The organism is Pseudomonas abietaniphila, from assembly GCF_900100795.1.
GTDB lineage: Bacteria > Pseudomonadota > Gammaproteobacteria > Pseudomonadales > Pseudomonadaceae > Aquipseudomonas > Aquipseudomonas abietaniphila.
Genome location: NZ_FNCO01000003.1, coordinates 373,279 through 399,739 on the forward strand (window position 1 = coordinate 373,279; position 26,461 = coordinate 399,739).

The window sequence follows — 26,461 nt, forward strand, 5'->3', positions numbered from 1 at the left end:
TTAGCGAGCGCCTGAAGGTGTGTGGTCAGTGGATCAGCGACGACGACCGGTAATCCGCACCCAACCGTCACGGTTGGCGATCGGGTCCAGGTCGAATGTGTCGGCGTAGGCAGCGGCGACTTCATCGCCTTGTTCGGCAAGAATGCCGGACAGTGCAAGGCGCCCACCGGGTTTGACCAGGCTGGCCAGCTGTGGTGCCAGAGAAACCAGAGGCCCTGCGAGAATATTAGCCACCAATACGTCGGCTGGCTCTTTGGGCAGGTCTTCGGGCAGATAGAGCGGGAATTTCTCGGCCGGTACGTGGTTACGCCCCGCATTGTCGCGAGAGGCTTCCAGCGCCTGAACGTCGATATCGGTGCCGACTGCGTGTTTTGCGCCCAGCAGCAGGGCAGCAATGGCAAGGATGCCCGAGCCGCAGCCAAAGTCGAGGACGTTGCAGTCGCTCAAGTCCTGACCGTCCAGCCATTCCAGGCACAGGGCGGTGGTCGGATGAGTGCCGGTGCCGAAGGCCAGGCCTGGATCGAGCAGCAGGTTGACTGCATCCGGTTGCGGGGCTGCGTGCCAGCTTGGCACGATCCACAGACGCTGGCCGAAACGCATGGGCTGGAAGTTGTCCATCCAGCTGCGTTCCCAGTCCTGGTCTTCGATCACTTCGTGCATATGCTCCGGCAGGTCGGTGCCGGTCAGCAGTTTGAGGTGTGCGAGCACCAGGTCGGCGTCGGTGTCGGCCTCGAACAGGGCCAGCAGGTGAGTGTGCGACCACAGCGGCGTGGTGTTGAGTTCAGGTTCGAAGATCGGCTGGTCTTCAGCGTCCATGAATGTCACGGACACGGCGCCGACTTCAAGAAGCGCGTCTTCGTAGGTTTCGGCTTGTTCTGGGCTGATGGCGAGACGGACTTGCAGCCAAGGCATGGCGGATTACCTTCGAATTGAAAAAGGGACAGGCGGCGTAATGCCACGAAAGACCCGCAAGTTTACGGGGTTCGGGGAGAAACAACAAAGCCGCTCGAAAGCGGCTTTGTTGGTCTGTCGCACTCTATGGGCGGATCAGTGTTTCTCACCGGCCAGTTTGTGTTCCAGGTAGTGAATGTTGACGCCGCCTTTGCAGAAGCCTTCATCGCGGGTCAGATCACGGTGCAGCGGGATGTTGGTCTTGATCCCGTCAACCACGATTTCGTCCAGGGCATTGCGCATGCGAGCCATGGCTTCATCGCGGTCCTTGCCCCAGGTGATCAGCTTGCCGATCAGCGAGTCGTAGTTCGGTGGAACCGCATAACCGCTGTACAGGTGCGAATCGACGCGAACGCCGTTGCCGCCTGGTGCGTGGAAATGCTTGACCGTGCCAGGGCTCGGCATGAAGGTTTTCGGGTCTTCGGCGTTGATCCGGCACTCAAGGGCGTGACCGTGGATCTTCACGTCGTCCTGGGTGTACGACAACACATTGCCAGCGGCGATGCTCAGCATCTCCTTGACGATGTCGATGCCGGTGACCATTTCCGAAACCGGGTGCTCAACCTGAACGCGGGTGTTCATTTCGATGAAATAAAACGCGCCGTTTTCGTACAGGAATTCGAACGTACCGGCACCGCGGTAACCGATGTCGATGCAGGCCTTGACGCAACGAGCCAGCACTTCTGCGCGGGCTTTTTCGTCGATACCCGGTGCCGGCGCTTCTTCAAGCACCTTCTGGTGGCGGCGTTGCAGCGAGCAGTCACGGTCGCCCAAGTGGATGGCGTGACCCTGGCCGTCGGACAGTACCTGTACTTCCACGTGACGTGGGTTGGTCAGGAACTTCTCCAGATAGACCATCGGGTTGCCGAAGGCTGCGCCGGCTTCGCTGCGGGTCAGTTTGGCCGAGGAGATCAGATCCTCTTCCTTGTGAACCACGCGCATGCCACGACCACCACCGCCGCCAGCGGCTTTGATGATCACCGGGTAACCGACCTGGCGGCCAATACGCAGCGCTTCTTCTTCGTCTTCCGGCAGCGGGCCGTCGGAGCCTGGAACCGTCGGAACGTTCGCCTTGATCATGGCGTCCTTGGCCGACACCTTGTCGCCCATCAGGCGAATGGTGTCAGCTTTCGGGCCGATAAAAGCAAAACCGGACTTTTCGACCTGCTCGGCGAAATCGGCGTTTTCCGCCAAAAAGCCGTAGCCAGGGTGGATCGCCGTGGCGCCGGTGACTTCGGCCGCCGCGATGATCGCCGGGATGTGCAGGTAGGACTGAGCAGCCGATGCCGGACCGATGCAGACGGATTCGTCGGCCAGACCCAGGTGCATCAGGTCCTTGTCAGCCTTGGAGTAAACGGCGACGGTCTTGATGCCCAGCTCTTTGCAGGCACGCAGGATCCGCAGGGCAATTTCACCGCGGTTGGCGATCAGAACTTTTTCCAACTTCGCAGGTTTCAACATCGTTGGCTCTCCGCGGTTCAAACGATGGTGAACAGCGGCTGGTCATACTCAACCGGCTGGCCGTCTTCGACGAGGATGGACTCGATCACGCCGCTGGTTTCGGCTTCGATGTGGTTCATCATTTTCATCGCTTCGACGATGCAGAGGGTGTCGCCTTTCTTCACGGTCTGGCCGACTTCAGCGAAGGCTGGCGAGGTAGGCGAAGCTTTGCGGTAGAAGGTGCCGACCATTGGCGAACGGGCAACGGTGCCGTTCAGTTTTGCGGCGGCTGGCGCTTCGGCAACAGCAGCGACGGGCGCGGCGGCTGGAGCAGGTGCTGCAGGCGCGGCAACCGGAGCCGGCGCGTAGTACTGCTGTGCTGGAGTCTTGCTGTGACGGCTGATTCGTACGGACTCTTCGCCTTCACGGATTTCCAATTCGTCGATGCCAGATTCTTCCAGCAGTTCGATCAGTTTCTTGACTTTACGGATATCCATTAATCATCAACTCCCAAGGGACGGTCAGGGGTATTCGGTAGCCGGTTCAGGCTGTGTGGCTCAGTGCGAAACTGCGCCGCTCACGCCTTCGAACGGGTGGCCAGTTGTTCCAGGGCAGCCTCCAGGGCCAGTCGGTAACCGCTGGCGCCAAGGCCGCAGATCACGCCTACAGCAACATCTGAAAAGTAGGAGTGATGGCGGAAAGGTTCGCGCTTGTGCACGTTCGAGAGGTGCACTTCGATGAATGGGATGCTCACTCCCAGCAATGCGTCACGTATTGCGACACTTGTGTGAGTAAAAGCAGCCGGATTGATCAGGATGAAGTCCACGCCTTCATCGCGCGCAGCGTGGATGCGATCAATCAATTCGTACTCGGCGTTGCTTTGCAGGTACATCAGATGGTGGCCGGCTTCGCGCGCACGCTTTTCCAGGTCCTGGTTGATATCGGCCAACGTGATCGAGCCATAGATCCCCGGTTCGCGGGTGCCCAGCAGGTTCAGGTTAGGTCCGTGAAGAACCAGGAAAGTCGCCATCGTGTGTTCCTTGTTGTATGCGTTGTCGACGCTCGCCGCGAGTGCGAGGCAGATTGCAGGTGCAAACCGTTGAAGCGCAGCGACTATGCCGGAAACCGCAATGGACTGTCCAGTTACCGACAGTACTCAGCACGATGTCCGATGTTCGCGCAAAGTTTGTGACTCGGAGACTAAATTTGGTCATTTGCTCTAGAAAGCCGCTCTGAGAAGCCTTCAACGTCGATTTCGCCGACGACTCGCGCATTTGTCAGCTCGTTCCCGTCTTTTCCGAAAAACAGTAAAGCCGGCGGACCAAACAATTTGTAACGGTCCAGCAATGCACGCTGCTCGGGGCTGCTGTCGGTCATGTCGAAGCGAATCAAACGAAACCCCTTGAGCTGGCTGACAATTTTCGGATTGGGCAGTACTTCATGCTCGATGACCTTGCAACTGATGCACCAGTCCGCATACCAGTCGACCAGCACCGGTTTTTCGGCGCTTTTCGATTCCGCGAGGATGCGGTTCAGCTCGGTCACCTGTGTCACGGTCTGCCATTCATCTCCCGTTCTCGCTGCATTTTCACCGGCGATCTGTGCGACCTGTGCACGGCCGAGCGGTCGTAACGGGTCCGTCTGTCCGCTCAGCGCGCCGTACCAGCAGGAGAGAGCGTAGACCAAGAGAAACAAGCCGAGCAGTTGGGCAAGGCGACCGCGGGTGGTCTTCTCGGTAAATTCCAGTGCGCCGAGAAACACCGCGACACCGGCCCACAGCAGGCCGATCAGCACTAGCGTGGCCTGGCCCGGAATGACGCGGCTGAGCAACCCGATTGCCAGCGCCAGCAGCAAAACACCGATGGCGTTCTTGACCGTCACCAGCCAAGGGCCGCTTTTCGGCAGCCACGCGGCACCGCCAGTGGCCACGACGACCAGCGGCGCGCCCATGCCCAGACCCAGGGCAAACAATTTCAGGGCGCCCCCCAGTGCATCGCCGCTGGCGCTGATATAAAGCAGCGCGCCGGCCAAGGGCGCGGAAACGCAAGGCGAAACCAGCAGGCTTGAAACGACGCCCAGCACCGCGGCACCCCACAGCGACCCGCCTTGGGTATTGCCCGCGATGCGGTCGAGCCGGTCGTTGAGTGCACGGGGCAGACGCAGTTCGAAGGCGCCGAACATGGCGATGGCGAACACCACGAAGAACAGTGAAAACGGAACCAGCACCCAGGCCGATTGAAGGCGCGCCTGCAAATTGAGGCTGGCGCCGAACAGGCCCATCAGCGCACCGAGCATCGCGAAACAGATCGCCATCGGCAGCACATACGCCAGCGACAGAGAGAAGCCGCGCAACCCGCCAATCTGACCTCGCAGCACCACGCCGGAAAGGATTGGCAGCATGGGCAGCACGCAAGGTGTGAAGGTCAGTCCGACGCCTGCGAGGAAGAACAGCGCCAATTGTTTCCAGCTGAACGGTGTTTTGTCTTGGCCTGTCGTGAGGGGCGCATCTGCCTTCGAAGGCGCGGCACCGCCGATGCTCAATCGCTCGGTTTCAGGCGGATAGCACAGGCCTTTGTCCGCGCACCCCTGATAGGTCACCACCAGCGTAAAGGGACGGGTGTCGCCGGCTTTGCGGGGAAGGCTGACATCCAGAATGCCGTGATAGACCTCCACGTCGCCGAAGTACTCGTCGTGCTTCTTTTCGCCATCGGGCAGTTGCGCGGCGCCCAGGCCGATATCGGCAGGCTCGGTCCGAAACTGGAAGCGATGGCGGTACAGGTAATAGCCTTCGGTGGCGACGAACTGCAATTTGATCGACTCGGGCGTGGTGTCGATCAGGTTCAGTTGAAAGGCCTGACGAACCGGCAGGAAATCCTTGCTGTTGTCGATGGCTGCACCGCCCAGTGTGGAAGCGGGCCGGCTGTCCAGCAGGCTCGCGCTGAAGGCGGGCAGGGCGAAGGTCAGCAGTAACAGACAAAGCAGGCGGCGCATGGCGGTCTCGCATCACAAAGGTCCGCGCATGATAGCGGAGTGTTTGCGCAGGTGCAGGGTGGCGGGGAGAAGGAAGCGTGTCAGTACGGTCTGGGCGTTGGGTCGCACGCATCGCGGGCAAGCGCGCTCCTACAGGGACGGGTAGTGATTCTGGTCAGCAGCACACGCAGTCCACTGTAGGAGCGCGCTTGCCCGCGAAAACGATCGATCAGTCACCGTCGCAGTGTCAGGTCGAGCGCAGGCCTGGACTAGCTGATGTCCATGGTCGGGTGCTTCTTCGCCTGCATCATCTCGTCTCGCAACGTATGCACCTGATTACGCCCGGCCTTCTTCGCACGGTACAGCGCATCGTCTGCCTGTGATGCCATCATCAGCGCATCGTCGTGTTCGCCCAGCTCGACCACGCCGGCGCTGAACGTGCAGAACAGATCGGTCGGTTGTGCCGGGTAATGGATCTCGGCGAAGCGCCGACGGATTTCGTCGAGCACCCCGTAGGCCGATTTCAGGTCGGTGTCGGGCATGACCACTGCGAACTCTTCACCGCCGTAACGCCCGATGTAGTCGGTCTTGCGCAGGCGCTGTTTCAGAAACAACGCCAGGCTCTTGATCACCCGGTCGCCCATGGGGTGACCGTGGCCGTCGTTGACCTTCTTGAAGTGGTCGATGTCCAGCATCGCAAAGCTCAGCGGCTTGTTCTCGCGACGTGCGCGGAAACTGCAATCTTCGAGCAATTGCAGAATGTGCGTGTGGTTATAAAGCCCAGTGAGGCTGTCGCGGACCATGCGCGCCTTGAGGTTGCGCGCCCGTGCGGCACGGTTGCGCACGGTGGTGATCAGGTGCCGTGGCTTGATCGGCTTGGTGAGGAAGTCGTCGCCGCCTTCGCTCATCGCGTCCAGCTGTTTATCCAGGTCGTCTTCGGCCGAGAGGTAGATGATCGGCACGCTGACGTAACGGTCGTTGTGGCGAATCACCTTCGCCAGCTCGGTGCCGGTGCAGCCTGGCATGTACATGTCGAGAATGATCAGGTCCGGCTGAAAGTCCGCCAGCTCGGCCATGGTCTTTATCGGATCGAACAGTGTTCGCGTGACGATGCCTGCGCTGTTGAGCAAGCGCTCGGTGTGCGTGGCCTGCGCGCGCGAGTCGTCGATGATCAGCACTTTATACGGTTCGTATTGTGCGACCCGCGTGAGAATCTCGATCTTCTCCAGCAGGCTGGAGGCCTCCAGCGTGCCGGTCAGGAACTCTTCGCCGCCAGCGCGCACGGCGGCCAGCCGCGTGGGCGTGTCCGTTTCCTGATGACTGAAGAACAGCAGCGGCAGCTTCTGCTCCAGGCCCTCCTGCATCTTGGCCGCCAGTTTCAGCCCCTCGCCGACGCCGCCAAAATCCACGTCCATCACTACCGCAGCCGGCAACCGCTCGGCCAGCGTCGCGTGAAACGCCTGAATGCTGTCGAGCGACTGCGCACTCAATCCGAAGAATTCCAGCTGTTTGGCCAATCGCTCCCCACGCTCATGATCCTGAAGCATCACGTAGATGGGTTTGCGCAGCGGCGGCAGTGCGGTGTGTTCCAGCCGATCGCCATGGCGCAAGCCGGTGCGCGACAGGCGCTGCATCAGGCGGTTGAGATCAGTGATCAACGCGCTGCTCAAGCGACCCCGATTGGCTTCCACTTCCTGCAGGGACTGACTGATGCCGCGCGCCAGTTGGGCATGCTCGGCCTGTTCGAAGCGCTCGGCGAAACGCAGCAACCGCTGATTGGCCTCACTGAGTTCCTCCATATCGGCAACCGACCATTCGCTCTGCTGCAGGCGCTGCCATACCTCCAGTATCTGACGTGCCTGGTGAATGACGCGCTGAGCGAAATGGTGCTTGAGGCGGTCGCGGCTCGGATCTTCTGCTTCGGTCATGTCCTGACTACTTATAGGGGAAACCCTGATACAAATGCTGGCGCTATGCTAGCACTAGTTTCAGGAGACGAGTGCACCGCAAGTCATTTTGTTGTCATTTTTTCTGGGTTTTAGGCGTCAAATTTCCATCTTTTCAACACGATAGGTCGCATTGCTCGACAGAAATTTGATCAGGGGTTGGGTGACTGCCCAGTCAGGTAATGCCTGATGCGATGCCCTCCGTTTGGGCACGTTGCGCGGGGGCGTCTGCGCACCCCGTCGCTGCATGACGCCCACAGGCCTGTCGATTACGCAAATGGACCTTCCCCCGCGTTCCTGCCAAACGCACCTTGCTGTAAGGTTGCGGTCCTAAGCACTGAATTCCGTGATTGAAAGGACAAGGCCATGCTGGATTGGAAGAAGCGCTCGGGCACTGCGGGCGGGGGTGAGCGTGTTGATGAGAAGCCGGTAGGCAAGGCGCCTCGGGGTTATTGGGGCGGTCTGTTCTTCAGCCGCGCCGTGGGGGCCGTGGTCGGCATCTATCTGGTCGTCACCGTGGTGCTGGGCATCTGGTGGAGCAGCGAGCCTGCTCTGTTTCCTGTTCAGCAACAGGCTCAGGCCGCCGCCGAGCGTGAAGGCAAGCCGATGGTGATCGGCTACACCACCGTCGAGACGCTCAAGACCGTCGCATCGACCCTGCTCGACAAGCCGGGCGGCTACATTTCCAACGATCGTTTCCCGCCGGGTCTCTGGCTCGACAACACGCCAAGCTGGGAATACGGCGTGCTGGTCCAGGTCCGTGATTTGAGCCGCGCGCTGCGCAAAGACTTCGCCCGTTCGCAATCGCAATCGGCCGAAGATGGCGATCTGGCGCGCGCCGAACCGTTGTTCAACTTCGACAACAAGAGCTGGATTCTGCCTTCGAGCGAGTCCCAATACCGTGATGGTATCGCCGCGCTGAGCCGTTATCAGGCGCGCTTGTCCGATCCGAATCAGAAAGGCGCCTTGTTCTACACTCGCGCCGACAACCTGAACAACTGGCTGGGCGATGTTGGCACCCGTCTGGGTTCGCTGTCCCAGCGTCTGTCTGCCAGTGTGGGTCGCGTCAAGCTCAACAGCACGCTGAAAACCGAGGCGCAGTCCACGGTGACCGTGAAGCCGGGCGAAGTGCCGCAGGTTGACGAAGAAATCGTCGAAACCCCATGGATGCAGATCGATAACGTCTTCTATGAGGCGCGTGGTCAGGCGTGGGCGCTGTCGCATTTGCTGCGTGCCATTGAGGTCGACTTCGCTGATGTGTTGGCGAAAAAGAACGCCACCGTCAGCGTGCGTCAGATCATTCGTGAGCTGGAGGCGTCGCAGGAGCCTATGTGGAGCCCGGTGATTCTCAACGGCAGCCCGTTCGGTGTGTTCGCCAACCACTCACTGGTCATGGCCAACTACCTGTCGCGCGCCAACGCTGCGGTCATCGACTTGCGCCAGCTGTTGTCCCAGGGTTGATCGATGTCCGTCTCTGAGAAAGAAGTCGCGCACCGCGCGGCTTCCGATGCCGAACTCATTGCCTGGGTCGATCGTCAGGATCAACTGCTGGGCTCCTTGCCTCGCGCCGAATTGCGCGAGCGCGGGCTGATCGGCCGTGGCACGTACATCCTTTTGTTCAATTCGGCGGGCGAGTTGTGCGTGCACCGGCGCACGCTCAGCAAGGCGATCTATCCCGGTTACTGGGACGTCGCCGCGGGCGGCATGGTCCAGGCCGATGAGAGTTATGTCGAATCGGCCGCTCGGGAACTGGAAGAGGAACTCGGCGTTGCCGGTGTCGAGTTGACTGCCCACGAGCAGTTCTTTTTCGATCAGCCTGACAACCGATTGTGGTGCGCGGTGTTTTCCGCGGTCTGGGACGGACCGTTGAAACTTCAGCCTGAAGAGGTGATTGAAGCGCGCTTCATAGCGGTCGGTCAGGTGCTGCGCGAAACCGCCGAAAAGCCTTATTGCCCGGACTCTCTGGCCGCGTTGAAGCGCTATTTGGGCAACGTCGCAAATGTCCCGTAAATTGGCGCATATTTGCACTTAGCATCTACGCTTTTTGCCGTTACACTGCGCGACCTTTTTCACGCTGTACGGCCTTGCCGTTCAGTAGCGCTGCCCCTGCCTGAGTGGGGCTTCGCGGTCGGCGTTCGCCGACCAGACTTTGGTCCTCAAGAAGAGGATTGCCGGTGGCCAAAAAAGCCGCATCCTTCGCCGCCCTCGGTGGCCTGGTATTTTCAACCGACGCTGGGCGGCACTGTCCCGAATGCCGTCAGCCCGTCGATGCCTGTGTCTGCAAGAAATCCGTTATCCCCGAAGGTGATGGCATTGCCCGTGTTCGCCGCGAAAGCAAAGGTCGCGGCGGCAAGACGGTGACGACCGTCACCGGCGTGCCGCTGGCCGAAGATGCACTCAAGGAACTGGCGACTACGCTCAAACGTCGTTGCGGAACCGGTGGTGCACTCAAGGACGGGGTGATCGAGATTCAAGGCGATCATGTCGAGACGCTGCTCGCGGAACTGGTCAAACAGGGCTTCAAGGCGAAAAAGTCGGGCGGTTGAATCGTCCTGTTCAACCCGCCTTGGGTTTCGTTGTCGGTCTGGCACTGGTCTGTAAAAGCAAACTCTGCTGTGCGTTGCGGGTCTACTGCCCCACAGCGAGCTGGCGCCAAACCGTCATTTCCACTCTATACACTGCGCCCAGCCGGTCAGGCCGGGGCTTTATGACTTCTATATAGGGGACTTCGATGTCCGTACGACGCACACGCAAAGACGATGGCAGCCAATGGACCGTGGCAGACAGCCGCAGTGTCTATGGGATTCGTCATTGGGGGGCGGGTTATTTTGCAATCAACGAAGCCGGCCGCGTTGAAGTTCGTCCCAACGGTCCGGGCAGCTCGCCCATCGACCTTTACGAGCAGGTAGACGAGCTGCGCAAGAGCGGTTTGTCCTTGCCACTGCTGGTGCGCTTCCCTGACATCCTGCAAGACCGCGTGCGTCAGTTGACCGGCGCGTTCGACGAAAATATCGAGCGCCTGGAGTACCAGAGCAAATACACCGCGCTGTACCCGATCAAGGTCAACCAGCAAGAAGCGGTGGTGGAAAACATCATTGCCACGCAAGACGTTTCCATCGGTCTGGAAGCCGGTTCCAAGCCTGAGTTGATGGCCGTGCTGGCCTTGGCGCCCAAGGGCGGCACCATCGTCTGCAACGGTTACAAGGACCGCGAGTTCATCCGTCTGGCGCTGATGGGCCAGAAGCTGGGCCACAACGTCTTTATCGTCATCGAGAAAGAATCCGAAGTCGAACTGGTGATCGAAGAGGCCGCCGAGCTCAAGGTTGCGCCGCAAGTGGGTTTGCGCGTGCGTCTGTCGTCGCTGGCGTCGAGCAAGTGGGCTGACACCGGTGGCGAAAAATCCAAATTCGGTCTGTCCGCCGCGCAGCTGTTGTCGGTGGTCGAGCGTTTTACCAACGCGGGCCTGGATCAGGGCATCCGTCTGCTGCACTTCCACATGGGCTCGCAGATCGCCAACCTGGCGGACTACCAGCACGGTTTCAAGGAAGCGATTCGTTACTACGGCGAGTTGCGCAATCTGGGCTTGCCGGTCGATCACATCGACGTCGGTGGTGGCCTGGGTGTCGACTACGACGGTACTCACTCGCGCAACGCCAGCTCCATCAACTACGACATGGACGACTACGCCGGTGTCGTGGTCGGCATGCTCAAGGAGTTCTGTGATGCGCAGGGTCTGCCGCATCCGCACATCTTCTCCGAAAGCGGCCGTTCGCTGACGGCGCATCACGCGATGCTGGTGATCCAGGTCACCGACGTCGAGCGTCACAACGATGAAGTGCCGGAGATCACCGACAAGGAAAACCTGCCGGAAACCCTGCAGTGGCTGATCGATCTGCTGGGCCCGACCGACATCGAGATGGTCACCGAAACCTACTGGCGTGCCACGCACTACATGAGTGACATCGCCTCGCAGTACTCCGATGGTAAGATCACGCTGGCGCAGAAAGCCTTGGGTGAGCAGTGCTATTTCGCGGTCTGCCGCCGTTTGCACAACTCGCTGAAGGCGCGTCAGCGCTCGCACCGTCAGGTGCTGGACGAGCTCAACGACAAGCTGGCCGACAAGTACATCTGCAACTTCTCGGTGTTCCAGAGCCTGCCGGACACCTGGGCGATCGATCAGGTGCTGCCGATCATTCCGTTGCACCGTCTGGATGAGGAGCCGCTGCGTCGTGCCGTGCTGCAAGACCTGACCTGCGACTCCGACGGCAAGATCAACCAGTACGTCGACGAGCAGAGCATCGAAACCAGCCTGCCGGTCCACGCCCTGAACGAAGGCGAGGACTATCTGCTGGGCGTCTTCCTGGTCGGCGCGTATCAGGAAATCCTCGGCGACATGCACAACCTGTTCGGTGACACCGATTCGGTGAACATCTACCAGAATGCCGATGGCAGCGCCTATTCGGCCGGTATCGAGACACACGACACCATCGAAGACATGCTGCGTTACGTGCACTTGTCGCCGGAAGAACTGATGACCCACTACCGGGACAAGGTTGCCAGCGCCAAGATCAGTCCGCGTGAGCGTACTCAGTACCTGGACGCGCTGCGCCTGGGGCTGACGCGGTCTTCCTACCTGTCGTCCTGATCACTGCCGACGCGTAAAGAACGGGCCCCGGACGGGCCCGTTTTTTATTTCTCCTACAGATTGTCCGTGGCCTGCTGTCCGCTTGTGTAGGTCATTTCCTGTTCTGCATTTACCCCCTCTACTTGACGCGCCTTCTCCTCCAGAATCGCCGCCCCGTCTGAATCTTCTGTCGAGGTCGTCCGCCCCATGCACCCGTTCGTCAATGCCCCCCATCTGCTTCTGGAGCTCAATCGTCCCAAGCGGATGCTTGATGTACTGACCTGCAAGGGGGGCGAAACCTATAACCGGCCGTACAGCTTCCAGCTGGAGGTTGTCGTCCCTCTCGGTGCCACGCTGGATGCCCATGAGTTGTTGTTCAGTCCGGCTTTTCTGCACCTGAAAAATGCCCCGTCGGGGATTCATGGGCATATTCAGAGCATCGTGCGCAGTACGACGGAGTTTGTCTTCGGCGACTTGTCGCGGGTGCGGCCCAGGCATTACCTGATCACCCTGGGCCCACGTTTGGGGCTCATGGCATATCGGCATAACCGACGCATCTTTCAGGACATGACTGCCCAGCAGATCATCACGCAAGTATTGAGCGAGCACGGCATCGATGACACCGCTTACCTGTGGCAGCGCAAACAACCGTGTCAGGTTCGCGATTATTGTGCTCAGTACAGCGAGAGCGATTTGCAGCTGGTGCAACGGTTGTGCGACGAGGAAAACGTGCACTATCACTTCGAGCACACACGCAATCGGCATGTGGTGGTGTTTACCGACACGCCTGACATCGCCGCCGTCTCGCTGCCCCCGGCAGACGCGGTGGCAGACGACAGTCAGGGTGAGCAGGCACGAACGATGCCTCCGCGTTCGAGCGTGCAGCGGGCGTGTGTCGTCGGCAGGCTGTTCGAGCCGGTCATGCTCGATGCGAGGGGGCGACTCAAGGTCCGCTTTGAATGGGGTAATCAAGGCGACGGTGCACGCTTCAACGAATGCTGGATTCCCGTGGATCCGGCCCTTCGGAGCATCGATGATCCATGGTGGGGCGGGATGGAAGTCATGGTGAGTTTTCGTGACGACAACCCGGATGATCCGTTTGTCACTCACAGGCTATGGGACCCCGACATCAATCCTCTCGTGCAGGGAGCGCCCGCCAGCGCGCCTCCTGGAGGAATCACGGCACGCGTCGACCGGTGTACGTTTCTGGGCGACTCACAGCAGTTCTCGATTGATGATGAGTTGACCGTGCAGCTGGCCGAGAACAACGAAGTGCAGTTCCAGGTGGGTTCGAGCCAGGTCACCCTCGATGCCGACACCCTGACGCTGACGGGCTCAAGGGTTGTGTTGTCCTGCGCCGCTGATGCGGAAGGTGAGGGAGCAGGAAAGGGGGCTTGAACGCGCATTCAACTATTCTGCTGGCGGGGAGTCGTATCGCTAAGCGGCCATGACTGTCCTGACCGTGGCCAAGAGGACGCGCGATGATCAGAGCAGCACTGAAATGGGTTTTTGTCGGTGGTCTGCTGGGCCTGTTGGTGGGGTGTTCGCCGTTGAAGGTGCTCAATGCCTTGACGCCGGGGAGCACCTTCAGCAGGGTGGCAGACATCAGCTACGGCAGCGATCCGCGTAACAAGCTGGACGTTTACACCCCGACCCACGCGGCAGACGATGCGCCGGTGGTGGTGTTCTTCTACGGCGGCAGCTGGAACAGCGGGTCGCGCAGCGACTACCGTTTCGTCGGCGAAGCGCTGGCGTCCCGTGGGATCGTTGCGGTGCTGGCCGATTACCGGCTTTATCCGCAGGTGCATTACCAAGGGTTTTTGGAGGACAGTGCGCGAGCGGTGGGTTGGACCCGTGAACACATAGGCCAGTATGGCGGCGATGCATCGCGGCTTTACGTGATGGGGCACAGCGCGGGCGGGTACAACGCCGCGATGCTGGCGCTCGATCCCAAGTGGCTGGCCAGTGTCGGCATGAAACCCTCGATGCTGCGTGGCTGGATCGGCCTTGCCGGCCCGTATGACTTTCTGCCCATCGAAAACCCGGACGTGAAGCCGGTGTTCTTCTTTCCGAACTCACCGCCTGATTCACAACCGATCAACCACGTCAGTGCCGCCTCGCCACCCGCGCTGTTGATCGCGGCCACGGACGACACCCTGGTCAACCCGCAACGCAACACAGGTGGCATGGCCCGACGGTTACGTGAACAAGGCGTGTCGGTGCGTGAACTGTATTTTTCGAAACCCGGTCACGCGACGCTGGTGGCCTCGCTCTCCCGGCCAATGCGCAGCCTGGCACCGGTGCTGGATGAAGTGGTGAGCTTCATTCATGCGCAGGATCAGGCGCGGGTGGCAGCACATGACTTGTAGCGTCGGTACCAAAATGTTCCCGTGCTACGAAAACTTGAAACTGGCTTGGACACAGATTGGAGGGATGACCTCAAGCTTGTCAGCGACGCTGTCTCTGTAGGAGACGTCCGAGGTTACGAGGGCAGCGAATGCGGTGTGTCATTCGCCTTTGATGAAACTGGCTCAATCGTCATCGCGAGCAAGCTGATGGTTCCCACGCTCCGCGTGGTAACCCATTCAATGACGCTCTGCGTCATCCGGGATGTGGCGCATGCTGTCAGGCTTTGCAACCCTCAAGAACCGGACTGAAATCACTGGTTTGAGAACCGTAGAGTCTCCCTTGGCCTTCGGCCAGAGGCGGGTCAATGCAAGTTGTCACGTGTGTGGAGATTGTCCCCGTCTGGTCGGGCTGCTACTGGCTGAACCACCCACCCGTGCGATTCAACCGTCGGGCGATGTGCCCCAGCGTTACGGCACGCAGCGCCATGAACAAGAGGAAAACCACCCAAAGCCCATGGTTGCCGAAACTGCTGGCCAGCCATGCGAAGGGCGCCGTGAGCAGGGCGGTGATCACCATGGCATTGCGCATTTCGCGGGCTCGGGTGGCGCCGATGAACAGGCCGTCGAGCAGGTAACTCCAGACCGCGACCAGCGGCAGCACCGCCAGATACGGCAGATAGACAAACGCGATGTCGCGGACGGGCTGAATGTTGGTCTGCATTTCGACAAACAGATGCCCTGCGAACAGGAACAGCACGGCAAACGCCACGCTGCAGATCAATGACCAGCCACCGGCCACATTAAGCGAGCGACGCAAGGCATCGCGGTCGCGTGCGCCGATCGCATGTCCACACAGCGCTTCCACGGCATGCGCCAGCCCATCGAGCGCGTTGGCCGTAAGCAACAGGCCGTTCAGCAGCAACGCGTTGGCCGCCACGGTGGCATCGCCCAGTCGCGCGCCTTGCACAGTGATCAGGAAGAACACCGATTGCAGCACCAGGCTACGTATGAAGATGTCGCGATTGACGGCCAGCAAGGGGCGCCAGCTCTGCCAGCGTTTGAGCAGTCCCACCGCCAGGTGTCCCGGATAATCGCGCAGCCCTTTGTGGGTCAGTGCCAGCCCCAGCAGAGCACCGATCCATTCGGCTATGACCGAGGCGCGTGCGCTGCCGACGACGCCCCATTCCAAACCGATCACGAACCACAGATTCAGCGCAATGTTCACCAGGTTGGTGGTCAGCAGAATGGCCAGCGGTGCGCGCGCGTTTTGCAGCCCCAGGAACCAGCCGACCAGCGCATAGCTGGCCAACGCCGCCGGAAGACCGAACAGCCGCGTGTGGAAAAAGTCGCGGGTGAGGTCGTTGAGGTCGGGCGAAGGTTGCATCATTTGCAGCGCCAGGTGCTGGAACGGCAGGCCGATCAACCCCAGCAGCACGGCGAAACCCATGGCCAGCAACAATCCCTGCAACAGCACCTGACGCAACGCCGCGCCGTCGTTGCGTCCTGCTGCCTGAGCGGCAAACCCCGTGGTACCCATGCGCAGAAAGCTCATGGCCCATGCCAGAAAGCTGTACAGCGTGCCGCCCACTGCGACCGCGCCCAACTGATGAGCGTGAGGGAGGTGACCGATGACTGTGCTGTCCACCAGGGAAACCAGCGGCACGGAAATGTTCGACAGAATCATCGGCGCCGCCAGCGCCCACACCTGTCGATGGGTGACGCGCTGACGCCAGTCAGTGAGGAAATTAGACATGAACACTCTGGGGAATGGAGGGCATGGGAAGGGCGGCATTGTAGCGGGATACCGGCTTCAGCGCAGGTCGACTGTAGGCGCCGCCTTGCTGGCGAATCCGGCAGATCAGTGACGAAACTATCGGCTGACAAACCGCGTTCGCCAGCAAGCTGGCGCCTGCCGATTCGGGTATGTCGGGGTGATTGATCGGGCCGGCTGACCTTGCGAACAAACGCACAAACCCACGGTCTATTCCCGCGCCGCGCGCCATGATCGGGATTGCGGTGCTATAACTGCTGCTCTTCATCACAACTGCCGCCAATGAGTGCCTCATGCTTAACAAAGGATTGTTCCTGGCCTGCGCGCTGGTACTGCTCAGTGCCTGCGATTCCTCCACGTCCGATAAACCTGCGCCTGCCCCGGCAACCCCGGCGGCGCCCGCGACGCAGCCCGCTGCAGCAGAGGCTGCCAAGCCCAAGCCTGCTGTCGACATTCCTGCGCTGAGCAAACGCTACGCCGGACGTGAGCTGACGGTGGTCGACGTCTCGGAAATCCAGCTCGACGGCGCGAGCACGCTGTCGCTGAGTTTTTCCGTGCCGCTGAGCCCGGATCAGAAGTTCGCTGAAAAGGTGCATCTGGTCGACAGCAAGGACGGCAAGGTCGACGGTGCCTGGGAGCTTTCGGACAACCTGATGGAGCTGCGTCTTCGCCATCTGGAGCCCAAGCGCAAACTGGTCCTGACGATTGACCCTGGCTTGGCGGCCGTGAACAACAACACCCTGGCGGCTGAGTATTCCGCTCGCCTGGAAACTTCCGATCTGCAAGCGACAGTCGGCTTCGCCAGTCGCGGCAGTCTGTTGCCGACTCGCCTGGCCGAAGGCCTGCCGGTCATTGCGTTGAACGTCGACAAGGTCGATGTCGAATTTTTCCGCATCAAGCCCGATTCGCTGCCCGCATTCCTCAGTTCGTGGGAAGGCGCGTCCAGCCTGCAAAGTTACGAGTCCAAGGAACTGCTGCCCATGGCCGATCTGGTCTATGGCGGCCGTTTCGACCTGAACCCTGCGCGCAACACGCGTGAAACCGTGCTGCTGCCGATTGCCGGGCTCAAGCAACTGCAACAACCGGGCGTTTACCTGGCCGTGATGCGCGCTTCCGGCACCTACAACTACTCGCAGCCGGCCACGCTGTTCACCCTCAGTGACATCGGGCTGTCCGCGCACCGTTACAGCAACCGGCTGGACGTGTTCACCCAGGCGCTGGAAGGCGGCAAAGCGCTGAACGGCGTGGACCTGGAGCTGTATGACGACAAGGGCCGAGTGATCGGCCAGGGCAAGACCGACAATGCCGGCCACGCCGAACTGCCCTTGCCCGCGAAGGCAGAGGTGCTGCTCGCCCATCAGGGCGAACAGACCAGCCTGCTTCGCCTGAACAGCGCGGCGCTGGACCTGGCCGAGTTCGACATCACCGGCCCTCAAGCGCACCCGTTGCAGTTCTTTATTTTTGGCCCGCGCGATCTGTACCGCCCGGGTGAAACGGTGTTGCTCAACGGCTTGTTGCGCGACAACGATGGCAAGCGTGTGAAACCTCAGCCGATCACCGTGGAAGTGCGCCGACCGGATGAGCAAGTCAGTCGCAAATTCGTGTGGGACGCAGACGCAACGGGCCTGTACCAATATCAGCTGCAATTGTCGGAGGAGGCGCCGACAGGACGTTGGCAACTGGTGTTCGACCTCGGCGACGGCAAGCCGCAGTTGTACGAGTTTCAGGTCGAGGATTTCCTTCCTGAGCGCATGGCCCTCGAACTCAAAGGCAGTGACACACCGCTGGCACCCGACGCGCCGTTCGATATCTCCATCAATGGCCGTTACCTCTATGGCGCCCCGGCGTCGGGCAATCGCCTGACCGGGCAGCTGTATGTGAGGCCGTTGCGAGAAGCCGTTCCAGCGTTGCCGGGTTATCAGTTCGGCTCGGTGACCGAGGAAGACCTCAAGCAGGATCTGGAAGTCGAAGACAGCACGCTCGACGCCAACGGCGAGCTGGACCTGAGCATCGACAGTCAATGGGCCAAGGCGCGTTCGCCCCTGGAGCTGGTGTTGCAGGCCAGCTTGCAGGAATCCGGCGGTCGGCCCATCACGCGTCGCCTGACCCAGCCTGTCTGGCCCGCCGACGCGCTGCCAGGTTTGCGCGGTTTGTTCGACGGCGAGGCCACCGATGGCGACGGTCCGGTTGAATTCGAAGTGCTGATGGCCGACGCCGAAGGCCACAAACTGGCGGCCGACAACCTTAAAGTGCGGCTGATTCGCGAGCGTCGTGACTACTACTGGAACTACTCCGACAGCGATGGCTGGAGTTATCACTACAACGAGAAATTCCTCAACCTGTCCGAAGAAACGGTCAGCGTGAAAAAAGACTCCACGGCGAAGATCAGCTTCCCGGTCGAGTGGGGCCCATATCGCGTCGAGGTCGAAGACCCGGCCACCGGGCTGATCAGCAGCGTGCGTTTCTGGGCCGGTTATCGCTGGCAGGACAACGCCGAAGGCGGCGCAGTGCGGCCGGATCAGGTCAAGCTGGCGCTGGACAAACCCGCCTACGCTGATGGCGAGACGGCCAAAGTCACAGTGACGCCACCAAGCGCCGGCAAAGGCTATCTGTTGGTGGAGTCCAGCGACGGTCCACTGTGGTGGCAGGAGATCGACGTTCCGGCCGAAGGCAAAACCTTTGATATCCCGATGGACAAGACATGGGCGCGCCACGATTTGTACGTCAGTGCGCTGGTGATCCGTCCTGGCGAGCGCAAGGCCAACGTCACGCCTAAGCGCGCAGTTGGCGTGCTGCACTTGCCGCTGGATCGCTCACAACGCAAGTTGGCGTTGACAGTGACGGCGCCGGAAAAGATGCGGCCCAAGCAGCCGCTCACGCTCAAGGTCAACGCGAAGAACGCCGACGGGTCAATTCCCAAGGACGTTCACGTGCTGGTCGCGGCGGTCGATGTCGGCATTCTCAACATCACCGAGTACGCCACGCCTGATCCTTTCGCCAGCCTGTTCGGGCGCAAGGAGTATGGCGCTGACCAGCTCGATATTTATGGGCAGTTGATCGAGGCCGGTCGCAACCGCCTTGCCAGTCTGGCGTTCGGTGGCGACGCTGCGCTGGCAAAGGGGGGTAAACGCCCGGAAACCAGCGTCACCATCGTTGCCCTGCAGAGTGCTCCGGTGACCTTGAACGAACAGGGCGATGCCGAAGTCAGCGTCGATATTCCTGATTTCAACGGTGAGCTGCGCATCATGGCCCAGGCCTGGACCGACGAGCGTTACGGCATGGCCGAAGCGAAAACCGTCGTCGCCGCGCCGTTGATTGCCGAGTTGTCGGCACCGCGCTTCCTGGCCGGGGGCGATCAGACCCACGTCGCGCTGGACCTATCGAACCTGTCAGGCAAGGCGCAGAAACTCAACGTGCAGGTCACGGCCGAAGGGCAGTTGAGCCTGGTCGAAGGCGACGCAAGCAAATCCGTGAGCCTTACCCAGGGTCAGCGCACGACTTTGCAGATTCCGGTGAAAGCGCAGGGCGGATTTGGCCAGGGCGTGATCAAGGTCACGGTCAATGGCCTGGACCTGCCGGGCGAGAACCTGCCCGCCTTCAGTCGTGAATGGACGATCGGCGTGCGCCCGGCCTACCCGGCGATGTTGCGGCAATACCGCGCCGTGCTGAAGGATCAGGCGTGGCGTCTGCCGGAGGGCGCGCTGGACGCGTTCGAGCCGGCAGGGCGCGAAGCATTGCTGTCGGTGTCGAGCCGTCCGCCGCTGAACCTTGGTGAGCAGATTCGTGCGCTGAAGGCTTACCCCTATGGCTGCCTCGAGCAAACCACCAGCGGCCTGTACCCGTCACTGTATGCCGATGCTGCAACCCTCAAGCGTCTGGGCCTGGAAGGCGAACCAGACGCGGTGCGCAAACGCAAGATCGAGCTGGGCATCGAACGTTTGATTGGAATGCAGCGCTACAACGGCAGTTTTGGCCTGTGGGGCGCCGACGGTGACGAGGAGTACTGGCTGACGGCGTACGTCACCGACTTCCTGCTGCGCGCCCGTGATCAGGGCTATGCCGTGCCACCGGATGCGCTGAAAAAAGCCAACGAGCGTCTGCTGCGTTACCTGCAGGAGCGCAACCAGATCGAGGTCAACTACAGCGAAAACGCCGACCACACGCGCTTTGCCGTCCAGGCGTACGCAGGGCTTGTGTTGTCGCGCAGCCAGCAGGCGCCGTTGGGTGCGTTGCGCAGCCTGTTCGACCGTCGCACGGACGCCCGCTCCGGATTGCCGTTGGTGCAGCTGTCCATCGCGCTGGAAAAAATGGGCGACAAACCTCGCGCCGATCAGGCCTTGATGGCCGGGCTGGCGGCGGGTCGCAAGACCAACGACTGGCTCGCGGATTACGGCAGCCCATTGCGCGATCAGGCGTTGATTCTGTCGCTGCTGGAAGAAAACAAACTGGCGACGGACAAGGTCGAGGAGCGCTTGTTTGCGCTGTCCGATCAGGTCGCCGCCAGCCGTTATCTGTCGACGCAGGAACGTAACTCACTGTTCCTGGCGGGACGTGATCTGCTCGGCAAGCCGGAAGCCAAATGGGCGGCGACCCTGAACAGCGGCAGCAACAACCGTGAACTGAGCAACGACCAGCCGGGCGTGAAGCTGGACAGCTCAGTGTTGGCGTCGCCGCTGACGGTGCAGAACACCGGAGGCGAGACGCTCTATCAACAGATGACGATCTCCGGGTACCCGTCGCAACCGCCTGCGGCCGGTGGCGAGAACCTGGCCATTCGTCGTGAGTACCTCGGAATGGATGGCGAGGCGTTGAACCTCAGCGCTCTGAAAAGCGGCGACCTGGTGCTGGTGCATCTGGAGGTCAAAGCCAAGGAGCGGGTGCCGGATGCGCTGGTGGTGGACTTGCTGCCCGCCGGCCTTGAGATCGAAAACCAGAACCTGGCGCAAAGTGCGGCAAGCCTGGAAGACGCCAGCGAGTCAGTGAAGCAGTGGCGCGAGTCGATGGAGAACGCCGGGGTGAAACACCAGGAGTTCCGTGGCGACCGCTATGTCGCGGCCATGGATCTTCAGGGTTTCAACACCGTGCACCTGCTGTACCTCGCCCGCGCCGTGACACCGGGCACCTACCGTGTGCCGCCGCCGCAAGTGGAGTCGATGTACCGGCCGAACTGGCAGGCACTGGGCGAAGCGCCTGCGCAGTTGGTGGTGAAAGGGAAGAAGTGAAGCAGGGGGCGCGTTTCCCTGTCGGAACGCGTTCACTGACTGTAGGAGCGCGCTTGCCCGCGATTGCGGTACGTCAGCTGACATCTACGTCACAGACAAACCGAATTCGCGGGCAAGCGCGCTCCTACAGGATTGGTGTTTCGTGTACTTAATGAATAATCCAGCTCAACAACCACAACCCCAGAAACAGCCAGATGATCCCCATGATGATCGAGGCGCGCATGAAGGCGCGGATGGCCGAGTACAGCAGCATCAGGCCGATGATCAGGGCGATGATGCTGATCAGCGAGGTGTCCATGCCCAGCGTGCGTGACAAGCCGTCGACGAAATTGCCACCGGCATGAGTGAACATGTTGAATAACCAGCTTAACCCGTCGACCACGAAGCGAATCACGGCCCCGATTACCTGGCCAAGCCATTCGAAAACGCTTTCTACCTGCATGTCTGCTTCCTGATGAAAGGGATGGAACACAATAAAGACTGTTCGCTTGGGCTGTCGATGGGCGGGGCGAGTTCCCTGAAGCATAAAGGCTGTTTGGCATGACGGGCAGATTTCTTGTGAGCGTCTGCAGACCCCTGTGGGAGCGAGCTCGCTCGCGAATGGGTCTATCAGTCTCCCTTGAGCCAGCCGACACAACGGCTTCGCGAGCAAGCTCGCTCCCACAGGGCCCCGGTAAGACGCCGGGTCTTTGGCAAAAAACAGGTCGTGCGCTGCGGTGGATGGGGGCAGCGCTGCTGCTGGTGTGCCTGCTGCTCTGGCTTGCCGACCGGATCTGGCCGTTGCCGCTGCCCAAGGACGATCTGGCGCGGGTGGTGCTCGCTGAGGACGGCACGCCGCTGTGGCGTTTCGCCGATGCCAACGGCGTGTGGCGTTATCCGGTGACGGTCGATCAAGTGTCGCCGTTTTACCTTGAAGCGCTGCTCACCTACGAAGACCGCTGGTTCTATCAGCACCCCGGCGTGAACCCGATGGCGCTGGTCAGAGCGACCTGGCAGAACCTCAGTGGCGGCCACGTGGTGTCAGGCGGCAGCACGTTGTCGATGCAGGTCGCGCGCCTGCTCGATCCCCACCCGCGCACCTTGCCAGGCAAGCTTCGCCAGTTGTGGCGCACGGCGCAGCTCGAATGGCATTTGTCCAAGCAGGACATCCTCGGCCTGTACCTTAATCGCGCGCCGTTCGGGGGCACCTTGCAAGGCGTCGCGGCCGCCAGCTGGGCGTACCTCGGCAAATCGCCGCAGCATCTGACACGCGCCGACGCGGCGCTGCTCGCCGTCCTGCCGCAGGCGCCCAGTCGCTTGCGCCCGGATCGCCACCCTCAGCGGGCCCAGGCCGCGCGCGACAAAGTGCTGAGGCGTCTGGCCGAGTTCGGCGTGTGGCCGCAACAGTCCGTCGACGAGGCGCTGGAAGAACCGCTGTTGCTCGCGCCGCGACAGGAACCGAGTCTCGCACCGCTGCTCGCCCGACGACTCAATCGCCCGAACAGCCCGCCCTTGATCCGCACGACACTGGATGCGGGATTGCAGCGTCGTCTCGAAGACCTGCTGCTGGGTTGGCGTGCGCGGCTCCCGGAACGCACCTCTGCAGCGATTCTGGTGGTGGAAGCCGAGAACATGGCCGTGCGCGCTTATGTGGGCTCGGTGGACATCGGCGATGCCAGGCGCTTCGGTCATGTGGACATGGTCAGCGCGCTTCGATCACCGGGCTCGACGCTCAAACCGTTCCTGTACGGCAAGGCGATGGATGCCGGACTGATTCATTCCGAGTCGCTGTTGCAGGACGTGCCGCGACGTTACGGCGATTACCGGCCGGGCAACTTCTCGTCCGGTTTCAACGGCGCGGTGGCAGCCAGCTCAGCCCTCTCGATGTCGCTTAATCTGCCTGCCGTGCAACTGCTTGAAGCCTACGGCCCCAAACGTTTTGCGGCCGAGTTGCGCAACGGCGGCGTGCCGCTGACCCTGCCGCCGCTGGCCGAACCGAACCTGGCGTTGATTCTCGGCGGCGCGGGCAGCCGGCTGGAGGATCTGGTGGGCGGCTACAGTGCGTTCGCGCGGGGCGGGCGCAGCGCCGACATTCGCTTGCAACCGGACGATCGCCTGCGTGACCGGCCAATGATGTCGCCGGGGGCGGCGTGGATTATCCGGCGTATTCTCAGCGGTCAGTCGCGGCCCGATCTCGACCCCCATGCCGAGCTGGTGCAGCGTCCGCAACTGGCCTGGAAAACCGGCACCAGTTATGGCTTTCGGGATGCCTGGTCAATCGGGGTCGGCCCCAGGTTTTTGATCGGCGTGTGGATCGGTCGGCCAGACGGCACACCGGTGCCCGGGCAATTCGGGCTGGCGTCGGCGGCCCCACTGATGCTGCAGGTTCACGATGTGCTGGTGAACCGCGACGCGCAGCGCAACATCGTGCCGCCGGTATTGCCGGTGCCGCTCAACGTTGGCGTGGCTGCCATCTGTTGGCCGTTGGGGCAACCGATGAGCAAGAGCGATCCCAACTGTCGACGTCAGCGCTTTGCCTGGACGCTGGACGGCACCACGCCGCCAACCCTGCAGGCCACGGATCAACCGCTGGGCCTGGGGCTGCTGGAGAAAATCTGGGTCAACGACAAGGGGTTGCGTGTCGGTGCGAGTTGTCCACAGGCACAGGCTCGGGACATTGCGCTGTGGCCCGCGCCGCTGGAGCCCTGGCTGGCGAAAAGCGAACGCCGGGAGGCACGCTTGCCGGCGGTCGATCCTGCCTGTCCGCCGGAAGCTGTTGGCCTGGCGGCGCCGCTGACGATTGTGGGGGTTCGCGAGGGCGATCAGTTGCGTTTGCCGGCCGGCAGTCAACAGTTGCTGCGTCTCAATCTGTCGGCACTGGGAGGCAGCGGCCGACGGTGGTGGTTCATCGACGGAGCGCCGGTGGGCGACACCGCGAATCAGGACAGCTACAACCACACCTTCACCCGGCTGGGTCGCTATCAACTGAGCGTACTGGACGAAAGCGGCCAGACCGCGCGGGTGGAGTTCAGTGTGGTGGACTGACGTCGGTTCGCCGTGACTTCAGCGCTGAGCCCTGAACGCCGATTCCCGAATACTCGACGTCGGGAAACCGAACACTGTGGGAGCGAATTCATTCGCGAATCGATATTCCTGACGACCTCTGTTCCTCGGTGTGCTCCGACAGGCGCGCTGAGCTTCGGCGCACCTCGGCACCGAGTGCGGTTTTTTTAGTCATCACACCTAGTCAATTAGGACTAATGACTTTGGTCTGCAGACCCGACTCGCGCTGTCTTTCTCTAATTTAATTCATTGATATCTATCATGATTTATTGGAAGAGACCGCGTAGTGCCGGCGTGTATATAAGTTGTTAATACCAAGTTGTGAATTGCTCGAATCCTTCCCAACGCTTGATATGACGCCAAGGACAAGCGCTTTTCGGCCCATGCCGTAAAGCCAATAAAACAATCGCGTTTTGGAAGGATTCTCCCCATGAAAACCCAAATGTTTTTCGCGACATCCGCATTGGCACTTGTTTTGGCAGTCAGCCTGGGCGGTTGCAGCAGTGGCGGTGGTGGTTCGAAAAGTCATGTCGATGGTTCGTCATCAGCGGGTACATCGGGAGGCTCCGCCAGTGACGGAAGTACCGATGGCAGCGGCACGGGTGGCACTGGCAGTACAGGCGGCGTTGCCGATGGCGGCACGGGTGGAACTGGAGGCACGGGCGGTGGCACGGGCGGTGGCACCGGTGGTGGTACAGGCGGCGGTGGAACGGGTGGCGGCGGGGTGACCACCCCAGTGGTGCGCTCGACCACCGCGCAGACCAGCATCAATCTAGGGAATGTGCTCGGCCAGGTGGGCGATGCGGTGGTCGGCGTCGGTGATGCCGTGTCTTCGGTCCCAGTGGCGGGCAGTACGGATTTGACGTCTGGCGCGGGTGGTTTGGTGTCCTCGGCTGGCACGGCAGTCAACAGCGTGGGTGACGGTCTGGTGAAAGGGCTGGGAACATTGGGCACCGACAGCAACTCCCTGGGCATGACGCTCGCCAGCGTCGGCACCGCGACAGGTGAACTGGGCGGCGGTGTTTCATCCCTCGGAACCGGCGTGACGAAATTTGCCAGATCCTCAGCGATTGAACAGGTGCCGCTGGTGGGTACGGTGGTCGCAGGGGCTGGTGGCCTGGTCGATGGCGTCGGGCAAAAAGTCACCATGTTGGGCGACACCCTGAGCGCCGCGACCACCAGCGGTCCACTTGGATCGGCGACGAAGGCGATTGGCGACAAGCTGGTGCCGGTGGTCGCAATGCTGGAGTCCACGACGACCAAAGTGGGCGATGCCACCGGGTTGGGCGCCCCGGTCAATGGCTTGCTGCAAAACGCCAAAGGCACGCTCAACAATCTCGGCAGCACGCTGCAAAGCGGCGCTGCGAACAATCCGGTCACGGCCGGTCTTGGCGGATCCCTGGGCGGGTTGGGTGATGTGGCGGGCACGGCCGCGGGTTATCTGCAGGCGGGTGCCGGAACGGGTGGTGGCGTCGGGTTGCCAGGGTTGCCGGGTGTGCCGGGTGTGCCGGGGCTCGGCGGCGGACTGCTGGAAAATGTCGGTGGGGTCGTGGTCGCGGCCGGCACAGGTTTGACCGCAGGCGCGGGCGGCAACCTGGCCGGTTCACTGGGCCTGAATGCCAGCAATGGCGGCGCGACAATTGCGTCGCTTGGCCCGATCCTCGGCGGCAATGGCGTCGCTAACACCGCAATAGGCGCACCGGTCGGCGCGCTGACCGCCAACGTTTCGGCTGCCGTCGCTCCAGCGATCAACAACGTCACCAGCGTGACCCAGAACATCGGTGCATCGACGGGGCTCGGTGGGCCTGTCAGCGGTCTGCTCGGGCAGGTCGGTGGTGCGGTCAGCGGCTTGGGTAACCAGATCGCAGCCACCGGCGCCAATCCGGTCGCGGCGGCAGCGGGTGCTACGGTTTCAAGTGTGGGCAATACGGTGGTGCACACCGGTGGTGCGGTCAATGGCGGCGGCGCATCCGCCGGTGGTATCGGCGGGCTGCTCAACGGGGTAACAGGCGCTTTAGGCGGTGGTTTGGGTGGGGCGTTGGCTAACCGTAAGTAAGCAGTTCTGGGCAGTGTGAGAACGATCGCGAGTCAGTTGTCCGTGATGCAGTGTTCTTTCTCCAGCGTGCTGCGGTAGCGACTTTCCATAC

17 protein-coding genes are annotated in these 26,461 nt (G+C 61.4%); 9 read left to right on the forward strand and 8 right to left on the reverse strand.

Annotated features, from left to right (window positions below; genetic code table 11):
- Nucleotides 1-33 precede the first annotated feature (33 nt).
- From prmA to BLS87_RS08455, 6 genes are all read right to left on the reverse strand, one after another.
- Nucleotides 34-912 (reverse strand): 50S ribosomal protein L11 methyltransferase, encoded by an 879-nt coding sequence (prmA, locus tag BLS87_RS08430; RefSeq protein WP_074751982.1) that lies wholly within the window; start codon nt 910-912, stop codon nt 34-36.
- A gap of 135 nt (nt 913-1,047) precedes the next feature.
- Nucleotides 1,048-2,412 carry an acetyl-CoA carboxylase biotin carboxylase subunit gene (gene accC, locus BLS87_RS08435; RefSeq protein ID WP_074751984.1) on the reverse strand — a complete coding sequence of 455 codons (1,365 nt, stop codon included), beginning with the start codon at nt 2,410-2,412 and terminating at the stop codon, nt 1,048-1,050.
- A 17-nt stretch (nt 2,413-2,429) separates the two neighbouring features.
- Nucleotides 2,430-2,888, reverse strand: a complete 459-nt coding sequence (gene accB, locus BLS87_RS08440; protein ID WP_074751986.1) for an acetyl-CoA carboxylase biotin carboxyl carrier protein — start codon at nt 2,886-2,888, stop codon at nt 2,430-2,432.
- 80 nt (nt 2,889-2,968) lie between these two features.
- On the reverse strand, nt 2,969-3,421 hold the full coding sequence (gene aroQ / locus BLS87_RS08445; protein ID WP_074751988.1) for a type II 3-dehydroquinate dehydratase: 453 nt from the start codon (nt 3,419-3,421) through the stop codon (nt 2,969-2,971).
- A 170-nt stretch (nt 3,422-3,591) separates the two neighbouring features.
- The gene (locus tag BLS87_RS08450) at nt 3,592-5,382 is read right to left on the reverse strand and encodes a protein-disulfide reductase DsbD (RefSeq protein ID WP_074751990.1); all 1,791 of its coding nucleotides are present in this window, start codon (nt 5,380-5,382) and stop codon (nt 3,592-3,594) included.
- 248 nt (nt 5,383-5,630) lie between these two features.
- Nucleotides 5,631-7,289, reverse strand: coding sequence for a response regulator (locus BLS87_RS08455; protein WP_074751992.1), 1,659 nt, complete (start codon nt 7,287-7,289; stop codon nt 5,631-5,633).
- Nucleotides 7,290-7,673: 384 nt separating this feature from the next.
- Here BLS87_RS08455 and BLS87_RS08460 point away from each other — a divergent pair, with 384 nt between their 5' ends.
- The 6 genes from BLS87_RS08460 to BLS87_RS08485 all read left to right on the forward strand — a co-directional run bounded on the left by BLS87_RS08460 (nt 7,674) and on the right by BLS87_RS08485 (nt 14,300).
- Nucleotides 7,674-8,768, forward strand: a complete 1,095-nt coding sequence (locus BLS87_RS08460) for a DUF2333 family protein (protein WP_074751994.1) — start codon at nt 7,674-7,676, stop codon at nt 8,766-8,768.
- A 3-nt stretch (nt 8,769-8,771) separates the two neighbouring features.
- Nucleotides 8,772-9,317, forward strand: a complete 546-nt coding sequence (locus tag BLS87_RS08465) for an NUDIX hydrolase (protein WP_074751996.1) — start codon at nt 8,772-8,774, stop codon at nt 9,315-9,317.
- A gap of 164 nt (nt 9,318-9,481) precedes the next feature.
- Nucleotides 9,482-9,853 carry a translation initiation factor Sui1 gene (locus BLS87_RS08470; RefSeq protein ID WP_074752176.1) on the forward strand — a complete coding sequence of 124 codons (372 nt, stop codon included), beginning with the start codon at nt 9,482-9,484 and terminating at the stop codon, nt 9,851-9,853.
- A 185-nt stretch (nt 9,854-10,038) separates the two neighbouring features.
- Nucleotides 10,039-11,952: an arginine decarboxylase gene (speA, locus tag BLS87_RS08475; RefSeq protein WP_074751998.1), complete on the forward strand. Its 1,914-nt coding sequence runs from the start codon at nt 10,039-10,041 to the stop codon at nt 11,950-11,952.
- A 186-nt stretch (nt 11,953-12,138) separates the two neighbouring features.
- On the forward strand, nt 12,139-13,329 hold the full coding sequence (locus tag BLS87_RS08480; RefSeq protein ID WP_074752000.1) for a contractile injection system protein, VgrG/Pvc8 family: 1,191 nt from the start codon (nt 12,139-12,141) through the stop codon (nt 13,327-13,329).
- 83 nt (nt 13,330-13,412) lie between these two features.
- Nucleotides 13,413-14,300 carry an alpha/beta hydrolase gene (locus tag BLS87_RS08485; RefSeq protein ID WP_074752002.1) on the forward strand — a complete coding sequence of 296 codons (888 nt, stop codon included), beginning with the start codon at nt 13,413-13,415 and terminating at the stop codon, nt 14,298-14,300.
- Between the two features lie 391 nt (nt 14,301-14,691).
- On the opposite strand, the gene BLS87_RS08495 is transcribed toward BLS87_RS08485, so the two are convergent.
- On the reverse strand, nt 14,692-16,032 hold the full coding sequence (locus BLS87_RS08495) for an MATE family efflux transporter (RefSeq protein WP_074752006.1): 1,341 nt from the start codon (nt 16,030-16,032) through the stop codon (nt 14,692-14,694).
- A gap of 311 nt (nt 16,033-16,343) precedes the next feature.
- On the opposite strand from BLS87_RS08495, the gene BLS87_RS08505 reads away from it, so the two are divergent.
- Nucleotides 16,344-21,272, forward strand: coding sequence for an alpha-2-macroglobulin family protein (locus tag BLS87_RS08505; protein WP_074752010.1), 4,929 nt, complete (start codon nt 16,344-16,346; stop codon nt 21,270-21,272).
- A 148-nt stretch (nt 21,273-21,420) separates the two neighbouring features.
- Here the strand turns inward: BLS87_RS08505 and BLS87_RS08510 are convergent, their stop codons facing one another.
- On the reverse strand, nt 21,421-21,714 hold the full coding sequence (locus tag BLS87_RS08510) for a hypothetical protein (protein WP_074752012.1): 294 nt from the start codon (nt 21,712-21,714) through the stop codon (nt 21,421-21,423).
- A gap of 158 nt (nt 21,715-21,872) precedes the next feature.
- Between BLS87_RS08510 and pbpC the strand changes: the two genes are divergently transcribed.
- Both pbpC and BLS87_RS08520 read left to right on the forward strand, forming a co-directional pair.
- Complete coding sequence (gene pbpC, locus BLS87_RS08515) at nt 21,873-24,296, forward strand: peptidoglycan glycosyltransferase PbpC (protein ID WP_083370637.1); 2,424 nt, start codon at nt 21,873-21,875, stop codon at nt 24,294-24,296.
- A gap of 448 nt (nt 24,297-24,744) precedes the next feature.
- Nucleotides 24,745-26,370: a collagen-like triple helix repeat-containing protein gene (locus BLS87_RS08520; protein WP_074752014.1), complete on the forward strand. Its 1,626-nt coding sequence runs from the start codon at nt 24,745-24,747 to the stop codon at nt 26,368-26,370.
- The last annotated feature ends 91 nt before the right edge of the window (nt 26,371-26,461 follow it).

Excerpts from the sequence above, each read along its gene's own strand:
- BLS87_RS08505 (WP_074752010.1), top strand. The coding sequence starts at position 16,344 with ATGCTTAACAAAGGATTGTTCCTGGCCTGCGCGCTGGTACTGCTCAGT.
- speA (WP_074751998.1), top strand. The coding sequence starts at position 10,039 with ATGTCCGTACGACGCACACGCAAAGACGATGGCAGCCAATGGACCGTG.
- BLS87_RS08510 (WP_074752012.1), bottom strand. The coding sequence starts at position 21,714 with ATGCAGGTAGAAAGCGTTTTCGAATGGCTTGGCCAGGTAATCGGGGCC.
- BLS87_RS08465 (WP_074751996.1), top strand. The coding sequence starts at position 8,772 with ATGTCCGTCTCTGAGAAAGAAGTCGCGCACCGCGCGGCTTCCGATGCC.
- BLS87_RS08455 (WP_074751992.1), bottom strand. The coding sequence starts at position 7,289 with ATGACCGAAGCAGAAGATCCGAGCCGCGACCGCCTCAAGCACCATTTC.
- BLS87_RS08450 (WP_074751990.1), bottom strand. The coding sequence starts at position 5,382 with ATGCGCCGCCTGCTTTGTCTGTTACTGCTGACCTTCGCCCTGCCCGCC.
- accC (WP_074751984.1), bottom strand. The coding sequence starts at position 2,412 with ATGTTGAAACCTGCGAAGTTGGAAAAAGTTCTGATCGCCAACCGCGGT.
- prmA (WP_074751982.1), bottom strand. The coding sequence starts at position 912 with ATGCCTTGGCTGCAAGTCCGTCTCGCCATCAGCCCAGAACAAGCCGAA.
- BLS87_RS08520 (WP_074752014.1), top strand. The coding sequence starts at position 24,745 with ATGAAAACCCAAATGTTTTTCGCGACATCCGCATTGGCACTTGTTTTG.
- aroQ (WP_074751988.1), bottom strand. The coding sequence starts at position 3,421 with ATGGCGACTTTCCTGGTTCTTCACGGACCTAACCTGAACCTGCTGGGC.
- pbpC (WP_083370637.1), top strand. The coding sequence starts at position 21,873 with ATGGGTCTATCAGTCTCCCTTGAGCCAGCCGACACAACGGCTTCGCGA.
- BLS87_RS08460 (WP_074751994.1), top strand. The coding sequence starts at position 7,674 with ATGCTGGATTGGAAGAAGCGCTCGGGCACTGCGGGCGGGGGTGAGCGT.
- BLS87_RS08495 (WP_074752006.1), bottom strand. The coding sequence starts at position 16,032 with ATGTCTAATTTCCTCACTGACTGGCGTCAGCGCGTCACCCATCGACAG.
- accB (WP_074751986.1), bottom strand. The coding sequence starts at position 2,888 with ATGGATATCCGTAAAGTCAAGAAACTGATCGAACTGCTGGAAGAATCT.
- BLS87_RS08480 (WP_074752000.1), top strand. The coding sequence starts at position 12,139 with ATGCACCCGTTCGTCAATGCCCCCCATCTGCTTCTGGAGCTCAATCGT.
- BLS87_RS08485 (WP_074752002.1), top strand. The coding sequence starts at position 13,413 with ATGATCAGAGCAGCACTGAAATGGGTTTTTGTCGGTGGTCTGCTGGGC.